The organism is Pseudoduganella lurida (genome assembly GCF_007830455.1).
Classification (GTDB): Bacteria; Pseudomonadota; Gammaproteobacteria; order Burkholderiales; family Burkholderiaceae_D; genus Rugamonas; species Rugamonas lurida.
This window is the reverse complement of sequence record NZ_VLLB01000007.1, coordinates 241,656-261,504: the sequence shown is the minus strand read 5'-3', so window position 1 is coordinate 261,504 and position 19,849 is coordinate 241,656. Positions and strand designations below refer to the sequence as shown.

18 protein-coding genes are annotated in these 19,849 nt (G+C 68.4%); 10 read left to right on the top strand and 8 right to left on the bottom strand.

Annotation, left to right across the window (positions count from 1 at the left end):
- Positions 1-134 precede the first annotated feature (134 nt).
- Positions 135-1,604, bottom strand: a complete 1,470-nt coding sequence (locus IP91_RS19775) for an SEL1-like repeat protein (RefSeq protein WP_145651104.1) — start codon at positions 1,602-1,604, stop codon at positions 135-137.
- Between the two features lie 412 nt (positions 1,605-2,016).
- On the opposite strand from IP91_RS19775, the gene IP91_RS19770 reads away from it, so the two are divergent.
- The 10 genes from IP91_RS19770 (at position 2,017) to IP91_RS19725 (ending at position 11,635) form a co-directional block, all read left to right on the top strand.
- Positions 2,017-3,105 (top strand): porin, encoded by a 1,089-nt coding sequence (locus IP91_RS19770; RefSeq protein ID WP_145651100.1) that lies wholly within the window; start codon positions 2,017-2,019, stop codon positions 3,103-3,105.
- Positions 3,106-3,198: 93 nt separating this feature from the next.
- On the top strand, positions 3,199-3,870 hold the full coding sequence (locus IP91_RS19765; RefSeq protein ID WP_145651095.1) for a DUF484 family protein: 672 nt from the start codon (positions 3,199-3,201) through the stop codon (positions 3,868-3,870).
- Positions 3,871-3,881: 11 nt separating this feature from the next.
- Positions 3,882-4,820: a tyrosine recombinase XerC gene (locus tag IP91_RS19760; protein ID WP_145651090.1), complete on the top strand. Its 939-nt coding sequence runs from the start codon at positions 3,882-3,884 to the stop codon at positions 4,818-4,820.
- A gap of 95 nt (positions 4,821-4,915) precedes the next feature.
- Complete coding sequence (locus IP91_RS19755) at positions 4,916-5,965, top strand: CobW family GTP-binding protein (protein ID WP_145651086.1); 1,050 nt, start codon at positions 4,916-4,918, stop codon at positions 5,963-5,965.
- Between the two features lie 89 nt (positions 5,966-6,054).
- Positions 6,055-6,495 (top strand): RNA polymerase-binding protein DksA, encoded by a 441-nt coding sequence (gene dksA, locus IP91_RS19750; RefSeq protein ID WP_145651081.1) that lies wholly within the window; start codon positions 6,055-6,057, stop codon positions 6,493-6,495.
- A gap of 93 nt (positions 6,496-6,588) precedes the next feature.
- Positions 6,589-7,887 carry an STAS domain-containing protein gene (locus IP91_RS19745; RefSeq protein WP_229474699.1) on the top strand — a complete coding sequence of 433 codons (1,299 nt, stop codon included), beginning with the start codon at positions 6,589-6,591 and terminating at the stop codon, positions 7,885-7,887.
- Positions 7,888-7,891: 4 nt separating this feature from the next.
- Positions 7,892-9,364 (top strand): hypothetical protein, encoded by a 1,473-nt coding sequence (locus tag IP91_RS19740; protein ID WP_145651078.1) that lies wholly within the window; start codon positions 7,892-7,894, stop codon positions 9,362-9,364.
- A 101-nt stretch (positions 9,365-9,465) separates the two neighbouring features.
- Entirely contained in the window at positions 9,466-10,002 is a 537-nt protein-coding gene (gene hslV / locus IP91_RS19735; RefSeq protein WP_145651075.1) for an ATP-dependent protease subunit HslV, read from the top strand.
- 9 nt (positions 10,003-10,011) lie between these two features.
- Positions 10,012-11,355, top strand: a complete 1,344-nt coding sequence (hslU, locus tag IP91_RS19730) for an ATP-dependent protease ATPase subunit HslU (protein WP_145651071.1) — start codon at positions 10,012-10,014, stop codon at positions 11,353-11,355.
- Positions 11,356-11,443: 88 nt separating this feature from the next.
- On the top strand, positions 11,444-11,635 hold the full coding sequence (locus tag IP91_RS19725) for a hypothetical protein (RefSeq protein ID WP_145651067.1): 192 nt from the start codon (positions 11,444-11,446) through the stop codon (positions 11,633-11,635).
- Between the two features lie 108 nt (positions 11,636-11,743).
- On the opposite strand, the gene IP91_RS19720 is transcribed toward IP91_RS19725, so the two are convergent.
- The 7 genes from IP91_RS19720 to gspL all read right to left on the bottom strand — a co-directional run bounded on the left by IP91_RS19720 (position 11,744) and on the right by gspL (position 19,845).
- Complete coding sequence (locus tag IP91_RS19720) at positions 11,744-12,367, bottom strand: type II secretion system protein N (protein WP_145651063.1); 624 nt, start codon at positions 12,365-12,367, stop codon at positions 11,744-11,746.
- A 78-nt stretch (positions 12,368-12,445) separates the two neighbouring features.
- Positions 12,446-13,666 carry a type II secretion system inner membrane protein GspF gene (gene gspF / locus IP91_RS19715; protein ID WP_145651058.1) on the bottom strand — a complete coding sequence of 407 codons (1,221 nt, stop codon included), beginning with the start codon at positions 13,664-13,666 and terminating at the stop codon, positions 12,446-12,448.
- A 3-nt stretch (positions 13,667-13,669) separates the two neighbouring features.
- Complete coding sequence (gspE, locus tag IP91_RS19710; protein WP_145651052.1) at positions 13,670-15,100, bottom strand: type II secretion system ATPase GspE; 1,431 nt, start codon at positions 15,098-15,100, stop codon at positions 13,670-13,672.
- 6 nt (positions 15,101-15,106) lie between these two features.
- Positions 15,107-17,308, bottom strand: a complete 2,202-nt coding sequence (gene gspD, locus IP91_RS19705) for a type II secretion system secretin GspD (RefSeq protein WP_145651047.1) — start codon at positions 17,306-17,308, stop codon at positions 15,107-15,109.
- Complete coding sequence (gene gspN, locus IP91_RS19700; protein WP_145651041.1) at positions 17,308-18,081, bottom strand: type II secretion system protein N; 774 nt, start codon at positions 18,079-18,081, stop codon at positions 17,308-17,310. The genes gspD and gspN overlap by 1 nt, the downstream gene beginning before the upstream one ends.
- Positions 18,082-18,094: 13 nt before the next feature.
- Positions 18,095-18,607, bottom strand: coding sequence for a type II secretion system protein M (locus IP91_RS19695; RefSeq protein ID WP_145651038.1), 513 nt, complete (start codon positions 18,605-18,607; stop codon positions 18,095-18,097).
- Positions 18,604-19,845, bottom strand: a complete 1,242-nt coding sequence (gene gspL / locus IP91_RS19690; protein ID WP_145651034.1) for a type II secretion system protein GspL — start codon at positions 19,843-19,845, stop codon at positions 18,604-18,606. The genes IP91_RS19695 and gspL overlap by 4 nt, the downstream gene beginning before the upstream one ends.
- Positions 19,846-19,849: the final 4 nt, after the last annotated feature.

Here is a 19,849-nt window from a genome sequence, read left to right as displayed (position 1 = left end):
CCGCGGTTCAGCCCGTGTCCTGGTGCCAGGCACCGAGACATGGTCGAGTCCGTGTCCTGGTGCCTGGCACCAGGACAACCGCGGTTCAGGCCGTGTCCTAGTGCCAGGACACGACGCCGGACATAATGCGGCGGTCAGGCAGCCAGCAAGGCGCCCTCTTCCTGCACAGACTGCAGCCACGCCTTGAAGCGGTACAGCCGCTGCCGGTAGTTGCCTTCCGGGCCCGCCAGGCTGCAATCGACCGCCTCGAAGACGCGCACGATGCGGTCCAGGGCCTGGCGCTGCGTCGCATTCTCCACCAGCACCAGGCGGCGCCGGCTGCGGCCGTGGCTGGCGCGGATGTCGATCACCAGGCAGTGGCCCCGGTCGGCGGCCGGCACGTCCAGCAGCAGCGCTTCGGCGCGCGTGAGCCGGAACAGGGCGGCCAGCTCGATGCGTGCCGCCAGCAGCGGCTGGTTGCTGGCCAGTTCGCGCGTCAGCAGCGGCAGCAGGGGCGCCGCCCAGCCGCTCTCGCTGGCTGGCAGGGCGATGCGCGCCAGCATGCCGCCGGCGCGCGCGCTGCCCTGCGCGGCGGCCTTCTGCAGCCAGTAGGCCGCCAAGATTTCGTTCTGTTCGCTGGTGCGGCGCATGCGCCAGGCGTGCAGGCCGCACTCCAGCTGCGCGCCGCCGTGGCCCAGTGCCGCGGCTCGCTCCAGGCAGGCACGCGCTTCGCGGACGCTGCGCTGCGAGAACTCCGGTTTCACGTAAATGCGCGACAGCACGAACCAGGCCGCCGCCACGCCCTGTTCGCCGGCCAGCGTCAGCCAGCGCACCGCGCGCTTGAACTGGGCGCAGCCATGGCCCGGCACCCTTCCGCCCGCTTCATCCATGTGTGCCAGCTGCAGGCCCAGCGCCAGCTGCGCATCGCGGTCGCCGCCGACGGCCGCCAGTTCACGCATGCGCCGCGCCTCGTTGGCCGCGATGCCCTCTTTGTCTACCAAATGCCGCGCGCAGTGTGCCAGCAGGCGGGCCTGTGCGCCCGAGCCCTGCCAGGCGGCCGCATCGGCTGGAGCTGCCTGCAGCAGCGCGCGGGCCAGCGGCAGGTTCGTGGCGGAATCGTCGATGGCGGGGTGGTCCGGCAGATCATCGTCCGGCGTGACGGGGAGCGCGTCGCAGCAGGGTGGCGGTGCCGCCGGCCGGGGTGGCGCGAGCCGGAGCTGGGGCAGCAGCATCCGCGCTTCCGGCAGGCCGGCGTTCGCTGCCGCTTCCAGGGAACGGCGGGCACGCTGCCGCAGGAGCGCATGGTGCGCCGCCGGTTCCTGCAGCAGCAGCTGGCCCAGCGCGACGGCCGCCTGCACCACGCCGGCGTCGCTGGCGCGTGCGTACCATTCCAGCACGCCGGCGCGGTCATGGCCGGCATATTGGGCCGGCACATGGCGGCCGATCAGCATCCAGGCTTCGTCCAGCCCGCCCGAGGCGGCGCGGGCCAGCCAGTACAGCGCCGTGGGCAGGCTGCACGGCAGGCTGGCGCCCCCCGTCAGATAAAGCCGCCCCAGCTGCAGCTGGCTGGCGGCATCTCCCGAGCGCGCGACGCGGATCACCGCGAGCACTTCACGATTGGCCATGTCGGTCTCCCTGCTGTTATCGCAGCGGCCGGTACGACGCCGGCCGCCGGTTCGTCCGCGCACACGAACAACCACGGGACGTAACCAGGCAGTCTAGTCCCGAACGGTGGCCATGCGTGCTCGAGGTTGGCCATCCTTGATCCTTCGCAAACAACCCGGACCGGGCCCCGCCAGGCGGGGTGCCTCGCTCGCGCCGCGGCAGGCGGTAGCTTCCGAACAAGTAGCGTTCCACAAATACAACAGGAACGCCGCGGCATCGCGCTTTTCACCAAGAGTAGCGTCCCCAGCCGACCAATCGCCCACCGCCGCGGGAGCGACGGCTTAAGGTTTTTCCTGTCGAGCGCCGGCATGCGCCCACCGCCGTGCCGCGTTCCGCTTCTTCCTGAACGATGTCACCAACAAGGAACAGCCCATGAAGAAATCCCCTTTGAGATCCGCTTCCAGATCGCCGTTGCTGCTGGCCGTGCTCGCGCTGGCAGGCGCCGCCGGCGGTGCCCGCGCCCAGTCGTCCGTGACCATCTACGGCACCGTGGATGCCGGCGTGCAGCGCACCACGCACGTGGCCAACGATGCGACGCAGATCACGCGCCGCGACAACAACAAGCTGGGCTTTCGCGGCGTGGAAGACCTGGGCAGCGGCCTGAAGGCCCTGTTCCAGCTGGAGATCCGCTACGACCCCGATACGGGCGCGCTGGAAAACAATACCCGGCCCCTGTTCCAGGGCCAGAGCCGGGTGGGCCTGCAGGGCAACTTCGGCACGCTGCGCCTGGGCCGGGGCCTGACGGCGTTCCAGGAATCCGTGATGGCCTTCGAGCCGTGGTCCGGCCTGCCCAACGTGGCCGGCTACCAAACCAACCTGCAGGTGGCCGGTTACACCAGCGATCCGCTCAGCCCGGCGGGCAATTCCGCCAACCGCTTCTCCAACGCCGTGTTCTACAACACGCCCGTGTGGAACGGCTTCCAGGTCAATGCCACGGTCGCCACCAAGGAAGCCAACGGCGGCCCCGCCGTGATCGGCAAGGGCACCACCACGGCGCCGCAGTACGCGGCCAACGCCAACGCCTCGAACAATCCGTATTCGGTCAGCGCCACCTATACCAACGGCCCGTTCGCGGCCATGCTGGCGGCCGAGCGCAATGCGGTGGAAGCGAAGATCTGGTCCGTGGCCGCCTCGTTCAAGCCGATCCCGGACCTGAAGCTGATGGCCTCGTTCCAGCGCCAGGACCAGAGCCACACCCAGTTCATCAACACGGACACGGATGCCTGGGTGCTGGGCGCCAACTGGACGGTCGGCGTCGGCAAGGTGCTGCTCGGCTACGGCCAGAAGAAGCCGGACGGCGTGCTCAAGACCAAGCAGGCCTCAGTAGGCTACGAATACAGCCTGTCGCCGCGCACCTACCTGTACCTGGACCTGTCGCACAAGCGCACGCCGTTCGTCGTCACGGCCCGCAGCGACGTCACGCAGAAACACTACGCCCTGGGCGTACACCACAACTTCTGAGGGGGAAGGCGCGCCCCGGGTGCAGGTTGCCGGGGCGCTTTTTTTCACGACCGGTCAGGTAGAATGTCCATTGTTTCTTTAGATGTGACACCAATGACCGCTACCCTGGATTCCGCCGCTGTCGCGCAATACCTGACAGACCATCCCCATTTCTTCGAAGAGCATGCCGGCCTGCTGGGCGACGTCAGGCTGTCCAGCCCGCTGACGGGCCGCGCCGTCTCGCTGCAGGAGCGGCAGATGGAAGTGATGCGCGACCGCTACAAGGCGCTGGAACTGCGCCTCTCCGAGCTGAACCGCCACGCGCAGGAAAACCAGGCCATCGCCAACCGTTTCCACAGCTGGAACCAGTCGCTGCTGAAGGAGCGCGAGGTGGCCGCCATGCCGCGCGCCATCACGGAAGGCCTGAAAAGCAGCTTCGGCGTGCCGGCCGCCACGCTGCGCCTGTTCACCCCGGCAGCGCAATATGCCGGCGAATGGTTTGCCGCCGGCGTGTCCGACGATGCGCGCCTGTTCGCCAACGGCCTGCAGGCGCCCTACTGCGGCAGCAACAACGATTTCGAGGCCGTGCGCTGGCTGGACGACGCCGGCTCGATCGAATCGGCCGTCATCGTGGCATTGCGCGCGCCGCAATCGAAAGGCCCGGCCTTCGGCCTGCTGATCATGGGCTCGCCCGATCCGGAACGCTTCACCTCGCTGATGGCCACCGATTTCCTGGTGCATATCGGCGAGACGGCCAGCGTGGCGCTGGCACCCCTGCTGGCCTGAGGCCCGGTGACATGAGCGGTGGCGACTGGCGCGCGGCCTGGCTGCAGTACCTGGCCACGCAGCGCCAGCTGTCGCCGCGCACCGTGGAAGCCTACGGCCGCGACCTGGCCGAGCTGGCCACGCTGGCCGAGCACCGCGACTGGACGAGCATCGGCCATGCCGACATCCGCCGCTACACGGCGAAACTGCATGCCAGTGGCCAGCAGGCCCGCTCGATCGCCCGCAAGCTGTCCGGCTGGCGCAGCTTCTTCGGCTGGCTGGCCGACCAGACGCCGCTGGCCGCCAACCCCGTCGAGGGCGTGCGCGCCCCGAAGCGGGCGAAAGGCCTGCCGAAAGCGCTGTCCGTCGACGATGCCGTGCAGCTCGTCGCCACGCCGTCCCGCAAGGCAGCCGCGGCCCCCACCCCCAGCGAACTGTGCGATACGGCGATGTTCGAGCTGCTGTATTCGAGCGGCCTGCGCGTCTCCGAACTCTGCGGGCTGGACGTGCAGTACCGGAAGGCCGAAGGCAGGACCGACGCCTCCGCCGGCTGGTTCGAGCCGGGCAACGGGGAAGTGGTCGTCACCGGCAAGGGCGGCAAGATGCGCCGCGTGCCGGTCGGCCAGGCCGCATTGGACGCCATCGCCGCCTGGCTGGGCGTGCGTCCGGCCCCGTCCGACGGGGGCGCCGCCCTGTTCCTCACGGCGCGCGGCACCCGCATGTCGCCCCGCGTGGTGCAGATGCGGCTGAAGAACCATGCCCTCGCCACCGGCGCGCCGCTGCACGTGCACCCGCACATGCTGCGCCACTCGTTTGCTTCCCACGTGCTGCAATCATCCGGCGACCTGCGCGCCGTGCAGGAAATGCTGGGGCATGCCAGCATCACGTCCACCCAGGTGTATACGGCACTCGATTTCCAGCACCTGGCGCAGGTCTATGACAAAGCGCATCCGCGCGCGAAGTTAAAGTAAAGTCATTATCGGGGCGCTGATCCATATCAAGGTGCTCATTGGACAGCGAATTTGGAATTCCGGCATAATCGGCCGATTCTGTTTTGGCAACCGCTATGTCCACCATCCCCACCACCATCCTCACCGGCTTCCTCGGCGCCGGCAAGACCACGCTGCTGAACCGCATCCTGCGCGAGCAGCACGGCATGCGCATCGCCGTCATCGAAAACGAATTCGGCCAGGAAAACATCGACAACGAGATCCTCGTCCAGGAAAGCCGCGAGCAGATCGTCGAGATGAACAACGGCTGCATCTGCTGCACCATCCGCGGCGACTTGGTCATCGGCCTGTCGGACCTGGCGAAGAAACGCGCCGCCGGCGAGATCGCCTTCGACCGCGTGGTCATCGAAACGACCGGCCTGGCCAATCCGGGCCCGGTGGCGCAGACCTTCTTCGTCGACGACGAAGTGGGCAGCAACTACATGCTCGACGCCATCGTCACCATCGTCGACGCGCGCCACGCGATGCAGCAGCTGGACGACAACGAGGAAGCGCAGCGCCAGATCGGCTTTGCCGACCGCATCCTGCTGTCGAAAACGGACCTGGTGGACGAGGCCGCGATCGAGGCGCTGACGGCGCGCATCCGCCGCATGAACCCGCGCGCACCGATCGGCCGTTCCGATTTCGGCAATGCGCCCGTCACGGAAGTGCTGGACCTGAAAGGCTTCAACCTGAACGAGAAGCTGGAGATCGACCCGGACTTCCTGGCCGCCGAAGAGCATGAGCACGAACACCATCACGACCATGAGCACGGTCATGAGCACGGCGGGCACTGCGACCACCCGAGCCACCACCACGCCCACCATACCGATGAGATCAGCGCGTTTTCGTTCCGCAGCGAGCGAGCGTTCGATGCACAGAAACTGGACGAATTCCTGGGCGGCCTCGTGAATGTGTACGGCCCTCGCATGTTGCGCTACAAAGGCGTATTGTGGATGGAAGGTGCCGAGCGCAAGGTGGTGTTCCAGGGCGTGCACCAGCTGATGGGCAGCGATCTGGGGGCCAAATGGGCGGAAAACGACGTCCGCGGCAGCAAAATGGTCTTTATCGGCAAAAATCTACCGAAAGACATCTTTATTCGCGGTTTGGAACAATGTCTGGTATAAACTAACCCGGTTTTTGTGGGGCCGCGCCCGGTCCAGGCCGCGGCGCCTGCCGGCTGGAATTTGAAAACGTATCGAAGGTAAGCGAAGTCATGACCAAAACAAACAAGACCCCCGCGGAAGCGCCTCTCCTCACCGACGAAGAAATCCTCGCGATGAGCGACAAGGACTACATGAATCCCGCGCAGCAGGCGTTTTTCAGGGCCAAGCTGCAGCAGCTGGAAAAAGAACTGCTGAAAAACGCCGGCGAAACCACCGAGCACCTGCGTGAAACGGTGCTGGTCCCGGACCCGGCCGACCGTGCCACCATCGAGGAAGAGCACGCGCTGGAACTGCGCACCCGCGACCGCGAGCGCAAGCTGCTGAAGAAAGTGCAGCAGTCGATCGTGGCGATCGACAGCGGCGACTACGGCTGGTGCGAGGAAACCGGCGAACCGATCGGCATCCCCCGCCTGATCGCGCGCCCGACGGCAACGCTGTCGCTGGAAGCGCAGCAGCGCCGCGAGCTGAAACAGAAACTGTACGGCGACTGAACCGGTCATATCCCACGAAAGAGCATGCCGCGGCATGCTCTTTTTGTTTGCCCGCCCGTTTCCGATCCAGCAGTGCCAGCCTGGATCTTGCCCTTGGGCTACACTGAGCGCATGGGACTGTTCTCCCTTTTCCGCAAAACTTCCTCCAGCGACAACGTCGACGCAGACGAGGCCTACGCGCGCCTGGCCGCCAACAGCGAAGGGCTGCGCCCGGACCCCACGGCACTGGACCGCCAGCGCGACCTCGCCCGCGCCACCGTGCTGAAGATCGACGCGATCGAAGCGGCCATGGCGGCCGACATCTTCAACGAACCGGAACCGGCTTTCCGCCGCCCGCCTCGCCAGGCCCGCGTCCCGGCCGATGACGAACTGCCCGACACGGCCGTCACCGAACTGCTGGACGACGACGAAACGCCCGCCGAAGCGGCCGCCGCCGAACGCGCCCCGCTGGTGGAGGAAGCCGCCATCCTGTACGCTAACGGCCAGTCGGAGGCGGCCGGCGAACTGCTGGCCGCCGGCATGGCCGATGCCGGCGCCGACCGCACCGCCTGGTGGATGCTGTTCGACCTGTACCAGGCAGGCAACCAGCAGGGGGCGTTCGACAGCCTGTCGATCGATTACGCCAGCACCTTTGAAACCTCGCCGCCGCCATGGAACCCGGCGCAGGCAGAGGAAGCGCATGCCTACAGCGGCATCACGCCGACAGCAGCCATCGCCGGCGTGCTCGACCACCGCGCCGCGGCGCAGGTGGCGCGCATCCGCGAACTGGCCGATGCCGGCCCCGTGTTGCGGCTGGATTTCTCGCGCATCACGGCGGTGGAACCGGACGGCTGCATCCTGCTCCTCGAGGCGCTGCGCGGCGTGCCGGCCGGCCATGAACTGATCCTGGCCGGTGCCGACGAACTGCTGGCGCTCGTGCGCGGCCTGCTGGACGTGGGCCGCCGCGACGAAGGCGAGGCGCCGTGGCTGCTGTGGCTAGAACTGCTGCGCCTGCTGAACCGCGAGAAGGCGTTCGAGGAAGCCAGCATGGACTACTGCGTGACGTTCGAGGTGTCGCCGCCGCCGTTCGTCGCCCCGGGCAGGGTGGCCAGCGCACCGCGCCAGGCCGCCGCGCCGGCCGCCGACCGCTACCTGCTGCCGCGCACGATCGAAGGCAGCACCGCCGCCGTCTTCGCTGCGATCCGCGATTACGCGGCGCAGCCCGGCGCGCTGGTGTTCGACTGCTCGCGGCTGGCGCGCATCGATTTCGCCGCCGCCGGCCAGCTGGGCACGCTGCTGCGCGAACTGGCGACGGACGGCCGCCGCGTGGAGTTCCGCGGACTGAACCACCTGGTGGCCGCGCTGCTGCGGCTGCAGGGCGTGCCGGCGCGGCTGTTCCCGCACAGGTATTGACGCGATGAGCACGCTGCCAATGGAACCGTTCTCCGTGGTGCAAGCCTTGTGGCGGCGCCGCGATCTGCTGCGGCAGGACGAATGGCAGGAGCTGTATCGGCGCGTGCTCGCCCTCCTGCAGGGCGACCGGCCGGACGAAGCGGCCAGGCTGCCCGACACCCTCGATGCGCTGCAGCACGCCTGGTTCATGGAACGGGTGTATCTGGTGCGGTGCGACGCCGCCCCGGACGACGCGGCGGTGCTGCGGCAGCGCTTCCGCCGGTTCCTGCAGGACCAGCTGCACCGTCCTTTGCCCGAGGCAGAAGTGTTCAATGAGGACTGGCCGTGCTCCCTGCCAGCGGAGGACGATGCGGCGCTGCGCCCGTATGGCGTCACGGGCGGCGAGGTGCGCGATGCGGCGGCGGCTTTCCTGCGCACGCTGCCGGCCGATCTGCTCGTCCTGCTGCAAGGCTACTGCACGCCCCGACGCCGACTGGCACCGCATGTGGCGGCGGCGCACTACCATGGCGGCGCGCTCGGCCTGGCCCACTTCGGCAGCGAGAAACATGGCGCGGCGCCTGAAGTCGTGCTGCCGGCCCATGCCGATACCCTGCTGGCGCGCTGGCTGGCTGGCACCTTGCGGCGCGAAAACGGCCTGGGCCCTGGCGACAGCGCGGCCGTGCGCATCGTGCTGGACTGCCTGTGCGCCATGGCGTCAGCGCCGGCAGTGGACGGGCCGGACAGCGGTTCGCCCGAGCACGACGCCCTCACGCCGCCGCTGCCCGTCGTGGCGGCGCGGCTGGCTGCCGATGGGGACGGTGCCGGGGATGGCACCGGCAGCGCGGCCGACTGGCGCGACACTGCGGTGCCGCCCGACGCGCTGCTGCTGTTCGCGCGTGCCGAAGCCGCCGCCGCACTGGCGCAGCGCGTCCCGGCGCCCGGCCAGATCCACCTGCTCACCGGCACGCGGAGTGCCCTCGGCCTGCTGCTCGACAGCTGGCAGCCGGAACGGGGGTGCTGGCGCGGCCGCCTGGTGACGCCGGATGCCTCCTATGCCGGCCCCACCGATCTCGTTATCGATGCGCGCGATGCGCCGGTCGACGGACGGGCCGGCCTGGTACTGGGCGAGCTGCTGTACGATGCTGCCCCCGCATTGCTGGGACCGTGCCTGGGCGTGCTGGGCCCGGCACGCCTGCAGGCGCTGGCGCTGCATGAAGAGCGCGGCAACGACGGGCAGGCGCTGCCGCGGCCGGGCGTCGTCGCGCGCCGCGCCGTCGGCAGCGACTACGTGCTGACGGGCACCCCGCTGTTCGTCGGCGATCCACGCGCGACGTACCTGCGCCTGGTGTCGGAAGCGGCTTCCCATGCCGGCCTGCGCGAAGTACCCTGGGAAGTGACGGCGCGGGGGGAAGCCATCATGGCCTGGCGCTGGCGCAAGGTGGTCGTGATAGTGGCCGTGGCGCTGATCGGCGTACTGGCCGTCTGGTTGTTCCACTGAGCGCGGCCCGGCGGCCCACCTGTTTCCTGCAAGACTTGCAATCATCCGGCCCAGCCCCATGTTCGGGGCTGGACGTTTGCACGTCATTTTTCGAGGCAACTATGGAACAATTTCACGGCACTACCATCCTCTCCGTCCGGCGCGGCAAACAGGTCGCGCTGGGTGGCGATGGCCAGGTCACGCTGGGCAATATCGTCATGAAGGGCTCGGCCCGCAAGGTGCGCAAGCTGTACCAGGGCAAGGTCCTGTGCGGCTTCGCCGGCGGCACGGCCGACGCCTTCACGCTGCTCGACCGCTTCGAGGGCAAGCTGGAAAAACACCAGGGCAACCTGCTGCGCGCTTCCGTCGAACTGGCCAAGGACTGGCGCACCGACCGCGTGCTGCGCCGCCTGGAAGCGATGCTGCTGGTGGCCGATGCGGAATCGACGCTCATCATCACCGGCAATGGCGACGTGCTCGAACCCGAAGACGGCATCGGCGCGATCGGCTCGGGCGGCGTGTACGCGCAGTCTGCCGCCAAGGCGCTGTTCGAGAACACGGAACTGTCACCGGCGGAAGTGGTCAAGAAATCGCTGACCATCGCCGGCGAGCTGTGCATCTACACGAACCTGTCGCACATCATCGAAACCCTGGATTAAGGCTGACCAATGAACATGACTCCACAGGAAATCGTCGGGGAACTCGACAAGCACGTGGTCGGCCAGGGCAAGGCCAAGAAGGCGGTCGCCATCGCGCTGCGCAACCGCTGGCGCCGCCAGCAGGTGGCCGAGCCGCTGCGCCATGAAATCACGCCGAAGAACATCCTCATGATCGGCCCGACCGGCGTGGGCAAGACCGAGATCGCGCGCCGCCTCGCCCGCCTGGCCGATGCGCCGTTCATCAAGGTGGAAGCCACCAAGTTCACCGAGGTGGGCTACGTGGGCCGCGACGTGGACACCATCATCCGCGACCTGATCGACATCGGCATCAAGCAGACGCGCCTGGCCGAGATGGCCAAGGTGCGCGCCCGTGCCGAGGATGCCGCGGAAGACCGCGTGCTGGACATCCTGCTGCCGCCGGCGCGCGACTTCGGCTTCCGCGACAGCAGCAGTAACAGTGCCGAAGCACCGGAGAAGGACGGCACGCGCATGACGTTCCGCAAGCGCCTGCGCCAGGGCGAGCTCGATGACAAGGAAATCGAGATCGAGCTGGCCGAACAGGGCCCGCAGATGGAAATCATGGCGCCGCCCGGCATGGAGGAAATGACGGAGCAGATCAAGTCCATGTTCGCCGGTGCCGGCGGCACGCGCAAGAAGGCCCGCAAGATCAAGATCCGCGAGGCCCTGAAGCTGCTGGTGGACGAGGAAGCGGCCAAGCTGGTCAACGAGGACGAGACGAAGCAGAAGGCCATCCAGAACGTCGAGCAGAACGGCATCGTGTTCCTCGACGAGATCGACAAGATCGCTTCCCGTTCGGAAGCGGGTGGCGCGGAAGTGTCGCGCGCCGGCGTGCAGCGCGACCTGCTGCCGCTGGTGGAAGGCACCACGGTGAACACCAAGTACGGCATGATCAAGACGGACCACATCCTGTTCATCGCCTCCGGTGCGTTCCACCTGGCCAAGCCGTCCGACCTGATCCCGGAGCTGCAGGGCCGCTTCCCGATCCGCGTGGAACTGGAATCGCTGGCGATCGCCGACTTCGAGCGCATCCTCACCAGCACCGATGCCTGCCTGACGATGCAGTACCAGGCGCTGCTGGCCACCGAAGGCGTGACGCTGGAGTTCGCGCCGGCAGGCGTGACGCGGCTGGCCGAGATCGCGTTCCAGGTCAACGAACGCACCGAGAACATCGGCGCGCGCCGGCTGTACACGGTGATGGAAAAGCTGCTGGAAGAGATCTCGTTCACCGCCACGGAAGGCGGCGCGCAGCACATCGTGATCGATGCGGCCTACGTCAACGAGCGGCTCGAAGCGCTGTCGGTGAACGAGGACCTGTCGCGCTATGTGCTGTAACCGGCAGGCTGCAACCGGCAGGCTGTAACACTGCTGCCGCGGCGTTTGCATTCGCAGACGCCGCGGCTTTTTCTTTTTGGAGGTTCGGATGGCAAACAAGGCCCTGGCCACCCGCCAGAAAATGCGCCTGCTGGCGCAACCCGTCAAACCGCGCAACCCGTTCGCGGCGCTGGCCAAGTCCCGCGCCGCCGGTCCGCACGAGCGCAGCAAATCGGCCGAGCGGCAGGCCGCCAAGGTGGCGATCGCCAAGGCGAAGCTGAAAGCGGATCCGGAGGACTAGGCCGGAAGCGAAAATGGGGTCTGTCCCCATTTTCCAGGAAATTTCCGAAAAAATGGGGACAGACCCCATTTTTCAGGAAACTTCCTGGCAAACAGGGTCCCTGCCAATTTACTGCGACGTGACGGGCCGCTGCGCGGGCGCGGACTGGATCGGTGCCAGCTGGCCCGGCGCACCGACCGGCGTGCCGGGTGGCGGTGTGACGAGGGGCGTCGCCGATGGCGCTGGCGGCACGGCTTGCGGCTGCGCCTGGCCGAGTGCGGGCACCGGCGGCACGGCGCGGTCCACCGTTGGCAGCGGCGCGGCCGTCGTCAGCGACGAGCCCGCATCGGCCGGCAGGTCGAGGCGCTTCGGCACGCCGCCCTCCATCAGCATCACGTAGCGTGGTGCCACTTCCTGCACCGTCACGCCCGCGGCGACCTCCTTGCCGACCGGGTAGGCCTGCGGCGGATTGCCATTGGTCGCGATGATCGCCACGCTGCGGCCGCGAGGACTGGCAACGACGCCGCGCAGTTCGTAGGCGCTGGCTTCCGCCACGGTCTCCTGGCCGCCGAACAGGCCGCGGGCGGCATCCACCGACGGCGGCGGCAGTTCCTGCAGCACCACGGCGGCGATCGGCCGCTGCTCCGGTTTGAACAGTTGCAGGCCCCAGTAAGCGGTCGAGGCGGTCAGCACGACGACGGCTGCCAGCGATGCCAGCGTGGGATTCAGGGTGTTGTTCATCAAGCGGTTCATTCAGGACTCCAAGGATCAGCGCACCAGCTGCTCGCCGTACAAGCTGCTCATGTCACCAGCGACTCATTTCACCAGCCATCATCTCACCAGCTGGTTGATCTCGATGATCGGCATCAGCACGGCCAGCACGATCAGCAGCACCACCACACCCATCGCCAGGATCAGCGCCGGTTCCAGCAGGCCGGCAATCGTCAGCGTGCGGCGTTCCAGGTCCGCTTCCTGGGCAGCGGCGGCCCGTTCCAGCATGGCCGGCAGCTCGCCGGTGATTTCGCCGGCGCGGATCATGTGGATCAGCATCGGCGGGAAGTGCTTCTGGGCCGACAGCGCGCGCGCCAGGCCCACGCCTTCGCGCACCGCGTCGCTGGCCTCTTCCACCAGCTGGCGCATCGCCACGTTCGACAGCGTGTCGCGGCTCGTTTCCAGCGCGCGCAGGATCGGCACGCCGGAGCCGGTGGTGATCGCCAGCGTGCTGGCAAAGCGCGATGTGTTCAGGCTGCGCTCGAACTTGCCGTACAGCGGCGCGGTCAGCAGCCAGGTGTGCCAGCGCGTCTTCAGCGCGATGTTCTCCAGCGCGCGCCGCCACATGAACCAGCCGCCGATCAGGAGGACCAGCACGACCAGGCCGTAGTTGCGCACGAAGTCGGAGACGGCCAGCATCAGCACCGTCAGCAGCGGCAGCTTCTGCTTCGTGTTGGCGAACACGGAAACGATCTGCGGCACCACATAGGTGAGCAGGAAGATCACGATGGAAAACGCGACGACCGTGACGATGGCCGGATACGTAAAAGCCAGCCGCACCTTCGTCACCAGCGCATTGCGGCGCTCGATGTAGTCGGCCAGCCGGGACAGCACGCGCGACAGCTGGCCGATCTGTTCGCCGGACGCCACCAGCGCCCGGTAGATCTCGGCGAAGTCGCGCGGGTGGCGGCCCAGCACGTCGGACAGTCCCGCGCCGCCGATCACTTCCGAACGGATCGATGCGATCAGATCCCGTACGTACGGGCGTTCCGCCTGTTCCAGCAGCGCCGTGAAGGCCTGCTCCAGCGGCAGGCCGGCCTGCAGCAGGCTGGCCAGCTGGCGCGTGAACAGCGCCAGCTCCACCGTCGACAGTTTTTCGCCGAAGCCGCGCCGCGTGGCCGCACCGCTGGCATCGACCTGCGCCGAAATCGCCTCGACCTTCAGCGGCACCAGCCCCTGCCCGCGCAGGTCGGCACGCGCGGAACGGGCATTGTCGGCATTGACGACACCCTTCTTCGTGGCGCCGCCCGCATCCACGGCTTCGTAACGGAAAGCCGCCATGGCTTAATCCTTCGCCACGCGCAGCAGCTCGGCCAGCGTGGTGGTGCCGTCCGCCAGCCAGCGTTCGCCGTCCTCGCGCATCGTCTGCATGCCGTCGGCCAGCGCCGTGTCCTTGATGGCGGCTTCGGAAGCGCGCTCGTGGATCTGCGCGCGGATCCGCTCCGTCGTCTGCAGCAGCTCGTAGATGCCCACGCGGCCCTGGTAGCCCGTGTGGCCGCAGGCATCGCAGCCCACCGCGTGCCACTGGTGGCCGTCCGTCGTTTTGCATACCGGGCACAGCTTGCGCACCAGCCGCTGCGCCAGCACGCCCAGCAGCGACGACGACAGCAGGAACGGCTCGATGCCCATGTCCAGCAGGCGCGTGACGGCCGATGCGGAATCGTTGGTGTGCAGCGTGGCCAGCACCAGGTGGCCCGTCAGCGACGCCTGCACGGCGATCTGCGCCGTTTCCAGGTCGCGGATCTCGCCGATCATGATCACGTCGGGATCCTGGCGCAGGATGGCCCGCAGGGCTTTTGCAAACGTCATGTCGATGCGCGCGTTGACCTGGGTCTGGCCCACGCCGGCCAGGTCGTATTCGATCGGGTCTTCGACAGTCAGGATATTCGTCGCCGTCGAGTTCAGCAGCGACAGCGCGGCGTACAGGGTGGTGGTCTTGCCGGACCCCGTGGGGCCCGTGACGAGCACGATGCCGTGCGGCTGCGCCAGCAGGGCGTTCATCTCCGGAAGCATCGTCTCGCTCATGCCCAGGTGCTGCAGGTCCAGGCGGCCCGCTTCCTTGTCCAGCAGGCGCAGCACGGCCCGTTCGCCGTGGCCGGTGGGCAGCGTCGACACGCGCACGTCCACCGGCTTGCCCCCCACGCGCAAGGTGATGCGGCCATCCTGCGGCAGGCGTTTCTCGGCGATGTCCAGCTGCGCCATGATCTTGATCCGCGAGATCAGCGAACCGTGGATCGCCTTGCGCGGCTTGATGATGTCGCGCAGCGCGCCGTCGATGCGGAAGCGCACCACGGAAATCTGCTCGAAGGGCTCGACGTGGATATCGGACGCGCCATCGCGCAGCGCCTGCGTCAGCAGCGCATTGATCATGCGGATCACGGGCGCGTCGTCGGACGATTCCAGCAGGTCCTCGATGGCCGGCACGTCCTGCAGCAGGCGCGTCAGGTCGAGGTCCGCATCGAATTCGTCGGCCACCTGCGCCACGTCGCCGCCGGTGCCCGCGTAGGCCGCGGCAATGGCTTCCTCGAGCTGGGCACGGGGCACGGGTTTCAACTGGATGCGGCCGAAGCGGCGCGACACTTCGGCGATCGCCGAAGGTGCCGTGGCCTGCGAGACCAGCACCTCAATGGCCCCCATGCCGGCACCATCGCGCTCGCCGCCCCGTGCCAGCACGAGGTAATCGCGGGCAAACGCGTAGGGAAGAAGATTGTCCATCGACGCTTACCGTTGCGGTTGCTGGGGTTGCGGCGCGACGATCCCCGGCGCCACCGGCGGTACCGGCGCCGGCGGCACGGGTTTCGCCACCGTCGGCGAACCGACCGGCGTGCCATTGCTCAGCGTCGGCAACTGGGGCTGGCCCAGCTGGCGGATCAGGATCGAATCGTCCGGCGAGAATTCCGCACCGGAGGCACGCATGTAGTCGTAGCGGTCCGTGGCCAGGCTCATGCTCTGCTCCTTGTTGCGGATGACGACGGGCCGCAGGAACACCATCAGGTTGGTCTTCTTGCGCGAGCGCGTGTTGTACTTGAACAGGTTGCCCAGCACGGGAATGTCGCCCAGGCCGCGCACCTTCTCGATGCTGTCGGAAGCGCGGTCCTCGATCAGGCCGCCCAGCACGATGATCTGGCCGTCGTCGGCGATCACGTTGTTCTCGATGACGCGGGTGTTGAGCGTGATGCCGGCGGTGGCCGCCAGCGTCGACTGGTCCACCGACGACGATTCGTTGTAGATCGCCAGCTTGATCGTGCCGCCTTCGGAGATCTGCGGCCGCACTGTCAGCGTCAGGCCCACGTCCTTGCGGTCGATGGTCTGGAACGGGTTGGTGTTGGTGCCGGACGTGGTGGTGAACTGGCCCGTCAGGATCGGCACGTTCTGGCCGACGCGGATGGTGGCCACCTCGTTGTCGAGCGTGATCATGTTCGGCGTCGACAGGATATTGCCGCTGCCGGTCGATTCCAGCGTGTGGGCCACGGCGCCCAGGCCGAACTTGCCGTCCGCGAGCTGCTTGAAGATGCCGATCGTCAGGCCGTTGCTGGGCGAGCTGGCGCCGTTGTAGACATTGACCAGGTTGTTGCCGCCGCTGGAGAACGACTGCAGGCCGCCGAGGCGGTAGGTGCTGCTGCTGTCGCCCGTCGCGCCGACCCACTGCACGCCGAATTCGGCGGCCTTGTCGGCGGCCACTTCCACGATCAGCGCCTCGATGTAGACCTGGGCGCGGCGCACGTCGAGCTGGTCGATCACGGCGCGCAGGTTGCGGTAGATCGCTTCGGGCGCCGTGATGATCAGCGTGTTGGTGGAGGCATCGGCCTGGATGAAGCCGCCCGCACCGCCCGCGCCGGCCGCCTGCGCCCCGCTGCGGTTCGCGCTCAGCAGCGGGTTGGTGGGGCCCGAACCGCTGGTCGTCGACGTGCCGCTCTGGCCGAAGGCGCTGCCCGTGCTGGCCTGCGCCAGCCCCTGGCCGGCGTTCTGCGCCGTGCCGGTGCCCGTGCCGGTGGCCGTGGTGGCCGGCGTTTCGCCCGCCGTCACGGCGCGCAGCGTTTCGGCCAGCTTGGTGGCATCGGCATTCTTCAGGTACACCACATGCACGTTGCCGGATTGCGAAGTGGGCTGGTCCAGCTTGGCGATCAGCGACTTGGCCAGGTTGGCGCGTGCCACCGTCGGCGCGCGCAGCACCAGCGAATTGGTGCGCGGATCGGCCAGCACCGACAGGCGCCCGCCCGCATCGCCGCCGGCGCCCGTGCCCGGCTCCATCAGCTTGTTGATCATCGAGGCGACGTCGCTGGCGATCGCGTAGCGCACCGGGATCACGTCCATGTCGGCATTGGCCGGCGTGTCCATCGCGGCGATGATCTTCGCCAGGCGCTTCAGGTTGTCCGCGTAGTCCGTGATCACCAGCGAGTTGTTGCCGGGGTTCGCATTGATCGTGTTGTTCGCCGAGATCAGCGGGCGCAGCACGGTGACCAGGTTGGCGGCCGACTCGTGGTTCAGGCGGAACACCTGCGTGGCCACCTGGTCGCCCTTCGGCGCCCCCTGGCCCTGCACCACGGTGGGCGAAGCCTGCAGCTTTGCTTCCGCCTCCGGTACCACCTTCGCATAGCCGTCGCCGCTCACGATCGCGTAGCCCTGCAGCCGCAGTGCGGAAGCGAGCAGCGAGAACGCCTGCGACTTGTTGATCGACTTTTCCGACACCAGCGTGATCGTGCCCTTCACGCGCGGGTCGATCAGGAACGTGATGTTGGTGTAGTGGCCCACCGCCTTGATGACGGATTCGATATCGGCACCGACGAAGTTCAGCGCGGCTTCGTCCTGCGGCGCGGCCCAGGCCGGGCCGACCGACGTGGACAGCACGCAGCACAGCATGGCGGCAGCGGAGAGACGGCGCAGCGCCGGGAGGGAGGATTTGCTAGCAGACTGGTTTGTCATTATCTGAACTCGAGTGCGATGATGTTTTTGCCGCCGACGTTGCGACGCTGGCCCAGCAGGTTGAGCAGGTTGCCCAGGGTGTCTTCGTAGCCGGTATCGGCGGCGGCCTGGCCGGAAAAGCGCAGCCGCCCGTTCTGTAACTGGCCCGTGCCGGACAGCAGCAGCGGGCCCTTGTTGCTCTTCAGTGTCACGCCGGCCCCCTGGCCCTGCCAGTCGAGCGCCAGCTGGTAGCTGCCCAGCGGCTTGATCGGCGCCAGGCGCGACGACATGTCGTCCATCTGCAGGGTCGTCACGCCGTTGACCAGCACGTTGCGGTCGGCCAGCGCCAGCTGCAGCGAGGTCCAGGCCAGTTGCAGCCGGCCGGACAGCGCCAGCGTGTTCAATGGCGCGCCCAGGCCGGACAGGCCATCGGCCGGCAGCTTCAGGGCGGCGGGGCTCAATTGCCAGGCGCGCCAGCTGCCCGTGAACTGCACGGGCTGCGTCAGCGCCTCCGGATTGCTCAGTTCCATGCGCACGCTGCCCAGCAGCGACAGGGGCGACAGGCGCCAGGCGAAGCGGCCCGGCAGCAGGGGCGTGACGGGGCTGCCCGCGCTGGCGGCGCCACCCACGAAGGCGGAACCGCGCCACAGCGTGCCCTGCGCATCGCCCAGCGTGATGCGCCCTCCCGTCTGCTTCTCCACCAGCGTGGCGACCCACGCGGCAGGGAAGAACACGAGCGTGGTCAGCGCGGCGGTCGCCAGGATCGCGAGCAGCCACAGGAAGGCGCGCTTCATCGGACCGTCCGCATCACGGGTTGGCCTGCTGGCGCAAGGTCAGCGTCGCGTCGACCAGGCCCGCCGTGTCGACGGCACTGATCTTCGCATCCTGCACCAGCAGCCGGTTTTCGCGCGCCACGGCATCCATCCACGTGACCAGGCCGGCAAACGGCACGCCCTTCCATTCGATCTTCACATACTCGCCCGTCATGACGAGGCTCTGCGTTGCCAGGCCCCGTGCGGCCAGCGCGGCCGTCAATGCCTCGCGCGACAGGGGCAGCGCCTGTACCGGCGCCTGCGCCGACAGCTGCGCCGCCTGCGTGGCCAGCGCCTGCAGGGTGGCCGCTTCCTGGCGCAGTTCGGGCAGCGTGCGGCGCAGCCGTTCGCGGTTCGTCAGCGCCGGATCGACCAGCAGCGAGTACACCAGCGCCAGGCCGACGACGGCCCCGCCGATGGCGAGCATGCGGCGCTCCTGCTCCGTGCGCGCAGCCCAGAACGCGCTGCCACGGGCGCGCCAGCCGGCGATGGTGGAATTGACGCTCACGACTTGCCTCCTGCTTTCAGTTGCCACGTGCCGGCCCCCGTCTCGGTCAGCGCCAGGTGGCGCGGTGCCAGCTGCGCCTGCACCTGGGCCAGCGCGGCGGCATCGACCACGTTCGGTTTCAGGCGCACGGTCAGCGTGCGTTCGCGGTACTCCAGGCCGGCGACGATGTCGCGCCGCGGCAGCGCCTGCAGCGCCTCGGCAAACGCGGCGGCCAGCGCCGTGAATTCATCCGGTCCCGCCTGGCCGCCGGCCGCCCGGGCACGGGCGATATTGGCGCGCATCTGCGCGGCCGGTTCCAGCACCACCTTCTCGTTCGGGTAGGCGGCGCGGAAGATCTGCAGCATCGACTGGCGCACGGCCACTTCCTCGCGATGCAGGCGCAGCCATTCCCAGTTCAGGCCGGCGATATTGACCAGCACGGCCAGCACGGCCAGGCGCAGCGGCCAGCGCCAGCGTTTCCAGGCCTGCGCGTTCGCCCCGCTGGCGGCGCGCAGGTTGGCGGCCAGGTCCAGCTGCACCGCACGGCTGGCGGCGATGCGGTGCGCCCAGTGCTCGTCTTCCAGCACCATGCCGGGCAAAGGCGCAGCCAGGTTCGCCAGCAGCGCGTCGTATTGCGCGCGCTCGGCCGGCGGCACGTACAGCGTGACGGGTGCATCGGCCGCCAGCGCGCGCAGCGTGTGCAGCGCGCCCTCCGCATCCTGCGGCAGCATCAGGCCCACGCCTTCGTACTGCGCGGTGCGCAGCGTGAGTTCCAGGTCGCCTTCGCCGTGGGCCAGCGCGGCCGACACGCCACCCGGCGCCAGCGGCAGGCACAGCTGCGCGGGCACGGCGGACACGGCGCGCGCGCCCTGCGCCACCAGCGCCTTCACCAGCACTTCCAGCCAGGCGCGCTGCACCACCGCGACGGTGCGCTCGGCACTGCCGGCCTGGGCGGGCGCCAGCGCGAACACGCAGTCGTCCGGATCGCCCAGCAGCTGGTCCTCGACGAGATTGGGCAGCGCCGCCTTCAGGCGGCTGCCGGCCAGCGGCGGCACCGTTACGCGCAGCAGGCTCACGTCCGGCGCGGCCAGCAGCAGCACGACCCGGCGGCTGGCCGCGACCAGGTCGGTCAGCTTGCCCAGCGCACCGGCGCCCTGCTGCAGCACGTTTCCGCCATCGCCCACCTGCGCGTAGGCGCAGGTCACGCCGGTGTCGCTGGCCGCGACGCGGGCCGGATAACTTATGTAGAGAGTCGTCAAAAGC